Raw genomic sequence first — 12,618 nt, 5'->3', positions numbered from 1 at the left:
ATGGCTCGCGGACAGAGGCCCTCATCCCCCCTTCGGGGACCTTCTCCCATCGCGTTGCGACGGGAGAAGGGAATTCATGGAATCGAGCGAGCTGCCTGCCCCGTTCCCTTCTCCCGTTGCGAAGCAATGGGAGAAGGTGGCCGACAGGCCGGATGAGGGCTCTTTCAACTGGCACGACAGGTGGACAGAGGCCCTCATCCCCCCTTCGGGGACCTTCTCCCATCGCGTTGCGACGGGAGAAGGGGACAATCATCAAAGACCCCTATTCCGCCGCCTCCATGTAATTCGCCATGGGCGGGCAGGTGCACACCAGGTTGCGGTCGCCGAAGACGTTGTCCACGCGGCCCACGGGCGGCCAGTACTTGTCGTTCGGGTGGCCCTTCAAGGGGAAGAAGGCCTTCTCCTTGGAATAGGGGTGCTTCCAGTCGCCAAGCAGCAGGCGGTGGGTGTGGGGCGCGTTCTTCAGCACATTGTCGAGCCTGTCGGCCTTGCCCTCCTCCACCTCGGCGATCTCCTTCGCGATCTCGATCATGGCGTCGCAGAACCGGTCAAGCTCGCGCTTGGACTCGGACTCTGTGGGTTCGATCATCAGCGTATCCGGCACGGGGAAGGACATGGTGGGCGCGTGGAAGCCATAGTCGACGAGGCGCTTGGCGACGTCCTCCACACTCAAGCCAGTCCGCTCCTTGAGCCAGCGCAGGTCGATGATGCACTCATGCGCCACAAAGCCGCCGGGGCCCCTGTAGAGCACCGGGAAATGCGGATCGAGGCGCTTGGCCATGTAATTGGCGTTGAGGATCGCCATCATGGTGGCCCGCGTGAGCCCTTCTCCGCCCATCATGGCGATGTAAGTCCAGGAGATGGGAAGGATCGAGGCAGAGCCCCAGGGGGCGGCCGAGACAGCTCCGCTAGACTGGTTGCGGCCCGCCGCGGGGTTCACACCCGTCACCACATTGTGGCCCGGCAGGAAAGGTGCCAGGTGCGCCTTCACGCCGATCGGACCCATGCCGGGGCCGCCGCCGCCATGCGGGATGCAGAAGGTCTTGTGCAGGTTCATGTGGCAGACATCCGCGCCCAGTTCCGCTGGCCTGACGAGACCCACCTGCGCATTGAGGTTGGCGCCGTCGAGATAGACCTGCCCGCCATGGGCGTGCACGGCCTCGCAGATCTCCTTCACCGCCACCTCGAACACGCCATGCGTCGAGGGATAGGTGATCATGAGGGCTGCGAGATTGGCCGCATGTTCGGCGGCCTTCTTCTTGAGGTCGGCGACATCCACATTGCCGTGCTCGTCACAGGCGACGACCACCACCCGCATGCCCGCCATGACGGCGGAGGCCGGGTTGGTGCCATGCGCCGAGACGGGGATGAGGCAGACATCACGATGCGCGTCGCCACGCGATTCATGGTAGCCGCGAATGGCGAGAAGGCCCGCATATTCGCCCTGGCTTCCCGCATTGGGCTGCAGCGACACGGCGTCGAAGCCGGTAATCTCCGCCAGCATCTCTTCCAGTTCCTCGAAGAGCTGCATATAGCCCTGCGCCTGCTCAAGGGGGGCGAAGGGATGGAGCATCGAGAAGGAGCGCCAGGTGACGGGGATCATCTCCGTCGTGGCGTTGAGCTTCATGGTGCAGGAGCCAAGCGGGATCATCGCCTGATCAAGCGCCACGTCCTTCACCTGCAAGTGCCGCAGGTAGCGCAGCATCTCGGTTTCCGAGTGATACATCGAGAACACCGGATGGGTGAGATAGCTCGACGTGCGGCGCAGGGGCTCCGGGATTACTTCCGTCAGGCCCTTGTCGACGGCGTCAATCGAGATCCGCTCCAGCGCGTCGGTACGGAAGACGCTGAGCAGCCGCTCGAGCTCCTGCCGCCTCACCGACTGGTCGAAGGAAACGCCTAAGTGATCGGCATCGACGAAGCGCAGATTGATGCGCTGTTCCTTGGCCCTCGCCCACAACGCGTGAGCGCGGCCCGGCGCATGGATCGTCACCGTGTCGAAGAAGCTCTTCGTCTGCACCTCAAAGCCGAAGCCCTTCACTGCGGCGGCGAAGATCTCAGCCAGGCGGTGCGTACGCTCGGCCATCTTGGCGATGCCCTTGGGGCCGTTGTAGACCGCGAACATGCCGGCGATCACCGCCAGCAGCACCTGTGCCGTGCAGATGTTGCTTGTCGCCTTCTCGCGGCGGATGTGCTGTTCGCGCGTCTGCAGCGCCATGCGCAGCGCGCGGTGGCCCTCCGAATCAACAGAGACGCCGATGACGCGGCCCGGCATGGCGCGCTTGTATTCATCCTTGGTGGCAAAGAAGGCGGCATGCGGGCCGCCATAGCCCATCGGCACGCCGAAGCGCTGGGCGGAGCCGATGGCGATATCCGCCCCCAGCTCTCCCGGTGGCGTCAGCAGCGCCAGCGCCAGAAGGTCGGTGGCCATGATGGCGAGCGCGCCGGCACCATGAAGCTTGGCGATGACACCGCGATAATCGCGCACCTCGCCCGAGGAACCGGGATAGGAGAGGAGCGCAGCGAACACCGTTTCCGGCTTCAGGTCCTTCGCCGGATCGCCGATCACGACGTCATAGCCGAAGGCGCGAGCGCGTGTCTCGATCACGCCGATGGTCTGCGGGTGCGTGTCACGGTCGACGAAGAAGCAGTTGGCGGACGTCTTCACCACACGCTTGGCCATGGACATGGCTTCGGCTGCCGCCGTGCTCTCATCGAGGAGCGAGGCATTGGCGATCTCGAGGCCCGTCATGTCGATGATCATCTGCTGGAAGTTCAAGAGCGCCTCGAGGCGGCCCTGGCTCACCTCCGCCTGGTAGGGCGTGTAAGCCGTGTACCAGCCCGGATTCTCCAGCACGTTGCGCAGGATCACCTTCGGCGTGACGGTGCCATAGTAACCCATGCCGATCATGGAGACGAAGACGTCGTTACGGTCCGCCATCTTGCGCAAGTATGAGAGGGCCGTGCGCTCCGGCATGGCCTTCTTCATCTCCAGCGGGCGCTTGGTGCGGATCGTGTCCGGCACCACGCGGGAGATGAAGTCATCAAGGGACTTGGCGCCGAGGCTTCGCAGAATCTCGGCGGTGTCTGTTTCGTCCGGCCCGATGTGGCGGGCGACGAAATTGGCGCCGGGCTCGAGCTCGGCGAAGGTGGAACGGCTTGCCATGATGTGAGACCTCAACCGTTCACGAAGCTGTCATAGGCGGCCTTGTCCATCAGCCCGTCGAGCTCCGACGGGTTGGACAGCTTCACCTTCATGAACCACGCGCCGCCCTCGGCATCGCGGTTCACCATTGCGGGGTCTCCTTCGAGCTCCTTGTTGACCTCGACCACCTCGCCCGAGACCGGCACATAGACTTCGCTTGCGGCCTTCACGCTTTCGACGACGGCGGCCTGGTCATGCGCGGCGATGTTTTTGCCGATGGCGGGCAGCTCGATAAAGACCACATCGCCCAGCTGCTCCTGGGCGTGGTTGGTGATGCCGATGGTGGCGATGCCGTTCTCGACGGTCACCCACTCATGGTCCTTGCTGTACTTGACGGTCATACGTGTCTCCTAGCGCTTGAAACGGTTGGGAATGAAAGGAAGCTTGATGATCTCGGCCGGCAGGGACGAGCCGCGCACGATGAGATTGATTTTCGTTCCGGGCACGGCGGACGGCGTCTCGACGTAGCCCATGGCGATGGGCCCGCCCACGCTGGGCCCGAAGCCGCCGGAGGTGACCTTGCCGATTTCGCGGCCTGACGCATCGGTGATCACCGTGCCGTCACGCGCCGGGGCCCGGCCCTCGGGCCTGATGCCGACGCGCTTGCGGGTGACACCCTCGGCCAGCTCCTTCTGCACGCGGGAAGCGCCGATGAAGCCACCCTCGGTGCGTCGGCGTTTCTGGATCGACCAGACGAGATCGGCCTCGACGGGCGAGATCGTCTCGTCCAGCTCATGGCCATAGAGGCAGAGGCCCCCTTCGAGGCGGAGCGAATCGCGCGCCCCCAGCCCAACCGGCTTCACCAGCGGGTCGGAGAGCAGCAGGTTCCACAGCTTCGCGGCCTCGGCGTTGGCGACCGAGATCTCGAAGCCATCCTCGCCCGTATAGCCGGAGCGGGAGACCTGGGCACGGATGCCGTTGATCTCGAGGTCCGCCGACTGCATGAAGGGCAGGTTCCGCACCAGCGGGGCATGCTTGGCCAGCACCGCCTCGGCCTTGGGGCCCTGCAGTGCCATGAGGGAGAGACCATCCAGCCGCTTCAGGCTCACCCGGCGCGGCAGGTGCTGCTCGAACCAGTCATAGTCGTGGTCCTTGCGGCCGGCATTGACCACCACATAGAGGAAGCCGTCCTCGTCATGCCGGGTGATCATCAAATCGTCCAGCGTGCCGCCCTCCTCCGAGAGGAGCTGCGAATAGCGCTGCTGGCGGGGCTTGAGGCCCAGAATGTCGGCGGGCACCAGCTTTTCCATGGCCTTGGCCACGGCCTCGAAGCTCTCGCCCGCGATCACACACTGGCCCATGTGGGAAACGTCGAAGAGACCGGCGTTCTCACGCGTCCAGTTGTGCTCGGCGATGATGCCGGTGGGATATTGCACTGGCATGTCATAGCCCGCGAAGGGCACCATGCGGGCGCCAAGCTTTACATGCTCATCATAGAGGGATGTTCGTTTGGAAGCGTCATCGCTCATTCAGGTCTCCGGACAAAGCTGGGCCAGACCCGGCGAAACCGGATCTGCCCCCTCTGTACGAGACCTGAGAGATTTCACATCCGGTCACTCCGACACCGGATGCTTTGCTCCTTCGGTGAGCGGACCCCTGTCTTGGATCCGCTGCTCTCCAGAGTTCGGACTTACGCCCTGCCGGTCCTTTTGCCTGAGAGTTTCCGGGGCGGTTGCTCCTTCGGCGCCGGGGTGAACCGGTCTCTTCCGCACAGGGCGCTGTGCTGAACGGGGCTCAAACTATGCCGTTCGCGATACAAGTCAAGCGCGACTGACATGCAATCCGTGCTCGGCTGTTGACATCCGCAAGCAGGCCCCGCATTTCTTGCGCCATGACGACGAAGCCGCCACTCACCATCCTTCTGGCCGCCCCCCGTGGCTTCTGCGCGGGCGTGGTGCGGGCCATCGACATCGTGGAACGGGCACTGGCCCTCTACGGCGCCCCGGTCTATGTGCGCCACGAGATCGTGCACAACAAGTTCGTGGTCGATGACCTGAAGGCCAAGGGCGCCATCTTCGTGGAAGAGCTCGACGACATTCCGGACGGCGACCGGCCCGTGGTGTTCTCCGCCCATGGCGTGCCGAAATCCGTGCCGGCGGCGGCCACCGCCCGCCACATGTTCCAGCTTGATGCCACCTGCCCGCTGGTGACGAAGGTGCACATGGAGGCACAGCGCCACTATACGGAAGGCTTCGAGATCATCCTGATCGGCCACAAGGGCCATCCGGAGGTGATCGGCACCATGGGCCAGCTTCCCGACGGTGCGGTGCGCCTGATCGAGACGGTGGCGGATGCCGAGGCGCTGGCCGTGAAGGACCCGCAGAAGCTCGCCTATGTCACCCAGACCACGCTGTCGGTCGATGACACCAAGGACGTGATCGCGGCGCTGCAGAAGCGCTTCCCCGCCATCAAGGGCCCCTATAAGGAAGACATCTGTTACGCCACAACGAACCGCCAGGAGGCGGTGAAGGAGATCGCGGGCCGCGTCGAGCTCTTGCTGGTGGTTGGCGCACCGAATTCATCCAACTCGCGCCGCCTCGTCGAGGTGGGTGAGCGCCACGGCACGCCGCGCTCCATGCTGGTGCAGCGGGCGAGCGAGCTTGACTGGACAACGCTCCACGGCCTCTCCACCATCGGCATCACGGCGGGGGCCTCGGCACCAGAGCTTCTTGTCAACGAGATCATCGATGCCTTCCGCGCGCATTATGACGTGACGGTGGAGACGGTGACACTGCGCGAGGAGAATGTCTCCTTCAAGTTGCCGCGCGAACTGCGCGAGGTTCAGCCCTCGGCATGACCGCGAACAAGGTGATCGCGCATACGGACGGAGCTTGCTCCGGCAATCCGGGCCCCGGCGGCTGGGGCGTCATCCTCGATTACAACGGGAGCCGCAAGGAACTCTCCGGCGGCGAGGCCGACACCACCAACAACCGCATGGAGCTGATGGCCGCCATCACCGCGCTCGAAACGCTGAAGCGCCCCTGCACCGTCGAGATGCATGTCGATTCCAACTATGTGAAGGACGGCATCACCAAGTGGATTCACGGCTGGAAGAAGAACGGCTGGAAGACCGCTGACAAGAAGCCCGTGAAGAACGCCGAGCTCTGGCAGCGCCTTGATGCGGCATTGAAAACGCATCAGGTATCGTGGCACTGGGTGAAGGGCCACGCCGGCCACGACGGCAACGAACGCGCCGACGAGCTGGCGCGCGAGGGCATGGCGCCGTTCAAGCGACGGTAGCCTATGCTCCACCTCACCCTAATATACCGTCATCCCGGCGAAGGCCGGGATCCAGCTTTGGTTCAGCACGTGCGGAAAGAAGGAAGCTGGATCCCGGCCTTCGCCGGGATGACGCCAGAAAAAAGAGACGAGGGAGCCTACGCCTTCCCCGTCAGCTGCTGCATGATCGTCTCGGCGCCAGAGACATTCACGCCCTTTTCGGTTTCGATGTTCAGCGTCTTCACCACGCCGTTCTCGACGATCATCGAATAGCGCTTGGAGCGGTGGCCCATGCCGGCGACCGTGAGGTCGAACTCGAGCCCCGTGGCCTTCGCGAATTCGCCATTGCCATCCGCCAGCATCAGGATCTTGCCATCGGACTCGGTGGCCTTGCCCCAGGCTTTCATCACGTGGATGTCGTTCACCGCGGTGCAGGCGATGGTGTCGACGCCTTGTGCCTTGATGTCGTCATGGGCGAGCAGGAAGCTTGGCAGATGGTTCATGTTGCAGGTCGGCGTGAAGGCGCCGGGCAGCCCGAACAGCACCACCTTGCGGCCGGAGAAGAGGACGTCGGTGGACATCTTCTGGGGCCCCTCAGCGGTGGTGACGGTGAAGTCGATGGCGGGCAGCCTGTCGCCGGGCTTGATGGTCATGGAAGAGTCCTTTGCTTGCTGTGATGGGAGGAGGATTAGGGGAGGGTCACGGCCTGTTCAAGCCCCACGCCATTGAGGCGGTAGGTGAGCAGCAGGGTGCTGCCCGCGAGCTTTGCCGGGTCCTTCAGATTGTCGATGGCGAGCCGTGCCTCGCGCCCGCCGGCGGAGAATACGGGGGCGCGGAAATAGGCAGCACTGGACGTTTCCACGAAAATGTCCTCCGGCCTTTCCCTGAGCTCCAGCCGCAGCACGGGGCGGCCGGCCTCCAGCACCACGCTGGCCGCGGCAACCGCCGTCCCCGGTGTTGGAACAGCAGAAGACGCCTGTTCCACGCGCTGGCTGCCGAGGGGATCACGCATCACCGGGCCCAGCGCGATCGCGGCCTGAGCGGAGGCGGGAATGCAGATGTCCTTGCACACGGCAAAGAACAGATCGAGCGACACGTCGAGAGCGGTTCCTGCGTCCGGCGTCACCGTGACGGGAAACAGCGCCTCGGTCTCATAGCCCACCGTCTCGCCGCTCTGGTCGGCGTGGCGGGCCGGCACCGGGAAGGCGACGCGGATGCCGGCCGGGGCCGAGGTCGTCCAGGTGAATTCAGGCGGAATGCCCGCCTCGCCCGGCATGCGCCAGTAGGTCTTCCAGCCGGGCGCAAGCTCGATGAGCACGCCCGTTCGCCAGGACCGCCCGTCGAAGGCATCGCCGATGAGCGACACGCGGTAGGGTTTTTCCTCCGCCAGCGCACCCGTTGCAAGAAGGGAACAAGCCACGCCCGCGATGATTGATCGGAACCACATGGCTCCTATATGGAAGAAAGCGGGCCCGCCGCCAACCCTTGCCGTCACCGGGCGGGCGCCACGCGAAGGAAAATGGCATGACCAAGAGCCCTTATCTCGATGGGCAGCTGCTGATCGCCATGCCTGGCATGAGCGACCCGCGCTTCGACCGGAGCGTCATTTACCTCTGTGCTCATTCCGAGCAGGGGGCGATGGGGCTCATCATCAACAAGACCACCCCGATGATGAGCTTCGGCGACCTCTTCGCGCAGCTCGACATTACCGGCGATGAGGCCACGGTGGAGCCGCCAGCGGAACTGATGGCGCAGCCGGTGCTGTTCGGTGGCCCGGTGGAACAGGGGCGCGGCTTCGTGCTGCACACGGCCGACTATTTCACCGCCGACTCGAGCCTGCCGGTGGCCGGGAACATCGCCCTTACCGCCACCGTGGACATCCTGCGGGCCATGGCCAGCGGCAAGGGGCCCGAGCGCGCCGTGCTGGCGCTGGGCTATGCCGGCTGGGCGCCGGGCCAGCTCGAGAACGAGATCCAGCACAATGGCTGGCTCACCTGCCAGGCCGACGAGGAGCTGCTCTTCGTCCTGGATCTTGATGCGCGCTACGCAGCGGCATTGAAGACGCTGGGCATCGATCCGGCCATGCTCTCGAGCGACCTGGGCCACGCATAAGGCGTCTGGCGGCCGTGCCCAATGACGCAACGGGCGCGACTGGCCCCGAGGGATGTTCTGTTATTCCTCGAAACCCAGCACCGGCGGGCGGCGCTGGCCCTTGCGGCGGCGCGGCGCGGGAGGTGGCGGCGGATAATCATCGCGCTCAGCCTCCGCAGGCGCTGGAGCTTCGCCCGGCCCTTCGGCAGCCTCCGGCGCCGGCCCGGCAATATCGTCATGCGGCAATGGTTCAGCCTCTGGCGCCGGGGGCTCTCCGGTATCATTCAGGGACGTCCGCCGGGGAGGCTCGGGTGCAGGCGAATCAGCCTCGCGCGGCGGCTTGCCGTCCGGCGGAAGCTGGCCCTCGGGTGCTGCCGCGACATCGCGCCCGGTCATTGACCGCCGCCGGGGCTCGGGTGGCGGGTCCTTCTGGCTGCGTTCCCAGAGCCAGGAGATGGCGGTGCGCTCCGAGGAGAAGGCATAGGGAAGGCCTGCCAGCGAATCGTTCACCTGCCGCGCGGTGATGGGCTTGCCGATGAAAAAGCCCTGGCCGTAGTCGCAGCCCAGCTCACCCAGGCGGTTCACCTGTTCCTGGCTCTCGATGCCTTCGGCGACCACAGCAAGGCCCAGATCACGGCCCATCGCGATAATGGAGCTGAGGATGATCTCGGCGCGCTGCTCCTTGCCCTCATGGGCGATGAAACTGCGGTCCACCTTCAGCGTGTCAAAGGGCAGCTTCCGGAGGCTGGAGAGGGATGAATAACCGGTACCGAAATCGTCACAGGAGAGGCCGACGCCGAGTTCCCGCAGCCGCTCCAGGATCTGCATCGCGCGCTCGGGATACTGCATCACCAGGGATTCCGTCACCTCGATCTTGAAGCTGCCGCGCAGCAGCCCCTCGCGGTTGATGATCTGCTTCACGTCTTCGAGCAGCCCGGGCTCGATCAGCTGCGAGGAGGAGAGGTTGACGGCCAAGAAGGCGGGTTCGGATGCGCGGTAGGAGCGTTGCCAGATGCCGAGCTGGCGGCCCGCCTCGTTCAGCACGATCCGGCCGATGTCGCGGATCATGCCGGTTTCCTCGGCGAGCGCGATGAAACTCTCCGGTGCCAGAAGCCCCATGCTGGGGTGGCGCCAGCGCACCAGCGCCTCAAACCCGGCAAGCTGCATGTCGGCAAGCCGGGCAATCGGCTGGTAATGGACCTCGAACTCGCCCCGCTCCACGGCGCGGCGGAGTTCAGCCTCGAGGATCACCAGCTCGGCGCGCTCATCCACCATGGACGGATTGAAGAGCTCGACCGGCGTACTGCCCTTGCGCCGCGCCTCATACAGCGCGATGGAGGCATTCTTCAGCAGCATCTCGGCCGAGACATCTTCACCGCTGTAGCGCGCGATGCCGATCGTGGCGGTGAGCACGAAGTCCTCGTCGTCGATCTTGATCGGGCGGGCCACGGCCTTGGTCAGCACGTCGGCGAAGCTCACGACATCGCGCCTGCCCGGGATTTCGTGGAACAGCACGGCGAACTTGTCACCCGGCAGCCGTGCGATCGAGTCGGCAATGCCGGTTTCCGACTTGATCCTGCGGCCCACCACCGAGAGCATCGCATCGCCCACCTCGTGGCCCAGCGCCTCGTTCATGATCTTGAAACGATCGAGATCGACCAGCAGGACGAAGAGCCCGCCAGCCTGCTCCGGCTTCCACGAGGCGATGACACGCTCCAGACGGTCGATGAACAGTGCGCGGTTGGGCAGCCCCGTCACCACGTCGTAGACGGCATCCTGCAGCAGGCGCTCCTCGGACAGCTTGGCATCTGTCACGTCCACCAGCGTACCGATGCAGCGCTGCGCGCGCGGACCATTGCCGACGATCGCGCGGGCCCGGAGCTCGAACCAGCGGTAACCGCCCTCGCCATGGCTCAGCCGGAACTGGCGCTCGACAGGTGTGCGCCCGCCGGAAGCCGATTGCTCGACGGCGGCGAGATAGGCCGACCGGTCGCTTGGATGCATGATCTCCAGGATGGCCTCGCTTGCCGCACTCTCGAAACCGGCGGCAGGCTGGCCAAGCGCCCGGCTGATTTCGGGGCTCACGTAGAGCTCGCCCTCGCCGGGCTGCCAGTCCCACACATAGGCGCGTGCTCCCGCCATGGCGAGTTGATGGCGGCCCGCCTCACGGAAGAAGTGGCGCGAGAGAAAGCCCTGGGCAAAGGCATGATGGGCGAGCGCGAAGCCGATCACCACAAGAACCGCGCAGAGCCCCGCCTGCAGCAGCCCCGACATCATGGTATCCGGATTAACCGCAAGGGCAGCGCCAACCGCCAGGATCGTCCAGATCAGGATCGCGCCCCAGGAGGTGAGCGCCGTCTCGGCCTTCACCTCGCCCTTGCGCCACAGAATGACAATGAGCAGGAAGCCCAGCACGGCCGTTGCCGCAAACAGGCCGCGCGCCATGCTCGCCGCCGTCATCGGATCGGCGAAGCCGTAGATCGGCAGGGCGAATGCGAGGCCTCCCAGCGACATCAGCAGCGTGCCCGCCACGCGTGATATCCGCTGCAGTTCGGAGAGTGAGCCCAGCAACAGCAGCAGGAAGGCCGCCATCAGCCCCTCGACGAAGGCGCGCAAGACCTGCTGGTTGTAGCCAGGAATGGCAAGGCTCGACAGGAGTTCCGGCAGGTGTCCAGCCTCCAGCATCATGAAGGCCGTGGCGGCGATGGCGAAACCGCCCGCCACCGGAAACAGGGCGCGCGCCCGGAAGCCATAGAGCGCGAGGAGCGCCGCGGCCATCAGCAAGGAGACGCCGAGAAGCGCGCCGCGGAAGAAGGACAGATAATCCTTGCGGGAGTCGAAAGCGCCGCGCTGCCAGATCGTCACCGGCGCCGGGCCGGGGCTGACCAATTCGAAGGCGATCGCCGCGCTGCCGCCCGCGGGCAGGCTCACGGCATAGGCGGTCTCGCCGGGTTGCTCGATCAGGTCGATCTGCGCATCGCCCGAGACCATGGCGCTGAGCAGCCGCGGCCCCGCGGGCTTCATCGGCCTGAAGCCCGAGCCCGGGAAGCGCTGGTGGGGAATCGTGATCACCGCCTCGCGCGCGCCATCGGCGCTGTTGGAGATGGCGGCAACCAGCCAGTTGAAGCGGGGCCCCGGTCCCTGGGCCGTCAGCATGACCGTGCGGCGCGCAGCGGACGTGGCGCCCGGGAGTTCGACCTCAAGTCTGCGCTGGTCGGTATCGGCGGTGCCGAGGACGGGACCAAGATCGCGCTGCTGGCCGAGGGTGGCGAGATCGACGAACTCGACCGCCTGCCCGGCGCGCGGCAGGAGAAGCGCCGCGAACAACAGCAGCACCGCCAGCAGCAGGCACCGGACGAGAGCTCCCCCTGCCCTGTCAGTCGCGAAAATCATCCGGCCAACTAAGCCCCCACGCCATCCCTTGGCAAGGAATGATACACGATGCCTACCACAGCGTCAGTCGGAAAGCCTTGCAAACAGAAGATGATCGCGCCATTCGCCGGCAATCTTGAGATAGCCCCGCGCCAGGCCTTCGTGCTCGAAACCGCATTTCCGCAGGAGATCGATCGAGGCGCGGTTATGCGGAAGACAGCTCGCTTCAACCCTGTGTAGTCCCAGGTGGCGGAAAGCGAAATCCACCGCCAGCCGCACGGCCGATGTCATGTAGCCCCGCCGTGCATGGGGAAGGCCGATCCAGTAGCCCAGCGTTCCGGTCTGCGCCACGCCGCGGCGCACGTTGGAGAGCGTCAGCGCGCCGACCAGCACCTCGCCTTGCGCGTCAAAGATGAAATAGGGGTAGGCAGCGTCCTCGTCGATGTCGCGCCAGTATTGGCGGATGCGGCTGCGGAAGGCGGTGCGCGTCAGGTCGTTGGCGGGCCAGACCGGCTCCCAGGGGGTGAGGAAATCGCGGCTTCGGGCGCGCAAACCGGCCCACTGCTCGTAATCTGTCATGTCCGGCACGCGCATCACCGCGTGCCCATCCCGCAAGGTCGGGGGCGGGTCGGCGGCGAAGGGCGAGCGGAGAAAGGCCATGTCAGCTCACCCGAAGTGCCGCGCGATGGCATCATACCCCGCAAGCTGCCCGATGTGGCCAACCGCGCCGA

General features: G+C 65.4%; 10 protein-coding genes and 2 riboswitches. Of the genes, 3 read left to right on the top strand and 7 right to left on the bottom strand.

Annotated features, from left to right (window positions below; translation table 11 throughout):
* Positions 1-262: 262 nt before the first annotated feature.
* The 3 genes from gcvP to gcvT are packed head-to-tail and all read right to left on the bottom strand — an operon-like array spanning position 263 to position 4,674.
* Positions 263-3,166, bottom strand: coding sequence for an aminomethyl-transferring glycine dehydrogenase (gene gcvP / locus ACILRA_RS11520; protein WP_395662243.1), 2,904 nt, complete (start codon positions 3,164-3,166; stop codon positions 263-265).
* An 11-nt stretch (positions 3,167-3,177) separates the two neighbouring features.
* The gene (gene gcvH, locus ACILRA_RS11515) at positions 3,178-3,546 is read right to left on the bottom strand and encodes a glycine cleavage system protein GcvH (protein WP_395662242.1); all 369 of its coding nucleotides are present in this window, start codon (positions 3,544-3,546) and stop codon (positions 3,178-3,180) included.
* A 9-nt stretch (positions 3,547-3,555) separates the two neighbouring features.
* Positions 3,556-4,674: a glycine cleavage system aminomethyltransferase GcvT gene (gene gcvT, locus ACILRA_RS11510; protein ID WP_395662241.1), complete on the bottom strand. Its 1,119-nt coding sequence runs from the start codon at positions 4,672-4,674 to the stop codon at positions 3,556-3,558.
* A 43-nt stretch (positions 4,675-4,717) separates the two neighbouring features.
* Positions 4,718-4,836, bottom strand: a riboswitch (glycine riboswitch).
* Positions 4,837-4,925: riboswitch (glycine riboswitch) on the bottom strand.
* 111 nt (positions 4,926-5,036) lie between these two features.
* Here gcvT and ispH point away from each other — a divergent pair.
* A complete protein-coding gene (gene ispH / locus ACILRA_RS11505; protein WP_395662240.1) occupies positions 5,037-6,002 on the top strand; it encodes a 4-hydroxy-3-methylbut-2-enyl diphosphate reductase in 966 nt (321 codons plus the stop codon).
* Positions 5,999-6,445: a ribonuclease HI gene (gene rnhA, locus ACILRA_RS11500; protein ID WP_395662239.1), complete on the top strand. Its 447-nt coding sequence runs from the start codon at positions 5,999-6,001 to the stop codon at positions 6,443-6,445. Before ispH ends, rnhA begins: the two co-directional genes overlap by 4 nt.
* Before the next feature lie 137 nt (positions 6,446-6,582).
* Here the strand turns inward: rnhA and ACILRA_RS11495 are convergent, their stop codons facing one another.
* On the bottom strand, positions 6,583-7,077 hold the full coding sequence (locus ACILRA_RS11495) for a peroxiredoxin (RefSeq protein WP_395662238.1): 495 nt from the start codon (positions 7,075-7,077) through the stop codon (positions 6,583-6,585).
* A gap of 35 nt (positions 7,078-7,112) precedes the next feature.
* Complete coding sequence (locus ACILRA_RS11490; protein ID WP_395662237.1) at positions 7,113-7,871, bottom strand: protein-disulfide reductase DsbD domain-containing protein; 759 nt, start codon at positions 7,869-7,871, stop codon at positions 7,113-7,115.
* Between the two features lie 77 nt (positions 7,872-7,948).
* Between ACILRA_RS11490 and ACILRA_RS11485 the strand changes: the two genes are divergently transcribed.
* The gene (locus ACILRA_RS11485; RefSeq protein ID WP_395662236.1) at positions 7,949-8,536 is read left to right on the top strand and encodes a YqgE/AlgH family protein; all 588 of its coding nucleotides are present in this window, start codon (positions 7,949-7,951) and stop codon (positions 8,534-8,536) included.
* 60 nt (positions 8,537-8,596) lie between these two features.
* Here ACILRA_RS11485 and ACILRA_RS11480 read toward each other — a convergent pair whose 3' ends face one another.
* Both ACILRA_RS11480 and ACILRA_RS11475 read right to left on the bottom strand, forming a co-directional pair.
* Positions 8,597-11,908, bottom strand: a complete 3,312-nt coding sequence (locus ACILRA_RS11480) for an EAL domain-containing protein (protein ID WP_395662235.1) — start codon at positions 11,906-11,908, stop codon at positions 8,597-8,599.
* A 63-nt stretch (positions 11,909-11,971) separates the two neighbouring features.
* Complete coding sequence (locus ACILRA_RS11475) at positions 11,972-12,547, bottom strand: GNAT family N-acetyltransferase (RefSeq protein WP_395662234.1); 576 nt, start codon at positions 12,545-12,547, stop codon at positions 11,972-11,974.
* Positions 12,548-12,618 lie beyond the last annotated feature (71 nt).

The sequence above is a fragment of the Aestuariivirga sp. genome, from assembly GCF_044239095.1.
In the GTDB taxonomy this organism is placed as follows: Bacteria; Pseudomonadota; Alphaproteobacteria; order Rhizobiales; family Aestuariivirgaceae; genus Aestuariivirga.
This window is presented reverse-complemented; position numbering and strand designations above follow the sequence as displayed.

What these genes read in the sequence shown, in the direction of transcription:
- gcvP (WP_395662243.1), bottom strand. Translation starts at nt 3,166, where the DNA reads ATGGCAAGCCGTTCCACCTTCGCCGAGCTCGAGCCCGGCGCCAATTTC.
- gcvH (WP_395662242.1), bottom strand. Translation starts at nt 3,546, where the DNA reads ATGACCGTCAAGTACAGCAAGGACCATGAGTGGGTGACCGTCGAGAAC.
- gcvT (WP_395662241.1), bottom strand. Translation starts at nt 4,674, where the DNA reads ATGAGCGATGACGCTTCCAAACGAACATCCCTCTATGATGAGCATGTA.
- ispH (WP_395662240.1), top strand. Translation starts at nt 5,037, where the DNA reads ATGACGACGAAGCCGCCACTCACCATCCTTCTGGCCGCCCCCCGTGGC.
- rnhA (WP_395662239.1), top strand. Translation starts at nt 5,999, where the DNA reads ATGACCGCGAACAAGGTGATCGCGCATACGGACGGAGCTTGCTCCGGC.
- ACILRA_RS11495 (WP_395662238.1), bottom strand. Translation starts at nt 7,077, where the DNA reads ATGACCATCAAGCCCGGCGACAGGCTGCCCGCCATCGACTTCACCGTC.
- ACILRA_RS11490 (WP_395662237.1), bottom strand. Translation starts at nt 7,871, where the DNA reads ATGTGGTTCCGATCAATCATCGCGGGCGTGGCTTGTTCCCTTCTTGCA.
- ACILRA_RS11485 (WP_395662236.1), top strand. Translation starts at nt 7,949, where the DNA reads ATGACCAAGAGCCCTTATCTCGATGGGCAGCTGCTGATCGCCATGCCT.
- ACILRA_RS11480 (WP_395662235.1), bottom strand. Translation starts at nt 11,908, where the DNA reads ATGATTTTCGCGACTGACAGGGCAGGGGGAGCTCTCGTCCGGTGCCTG.
- ACILRA_RS11475 (WP_395662234.1), bottom strand. Translation starts at nt 12,547, where the DNA reads ATGGCCTTTCTCCGCTCGCCCTTCGCCGCCGACCCGCCCCCGACCTTG.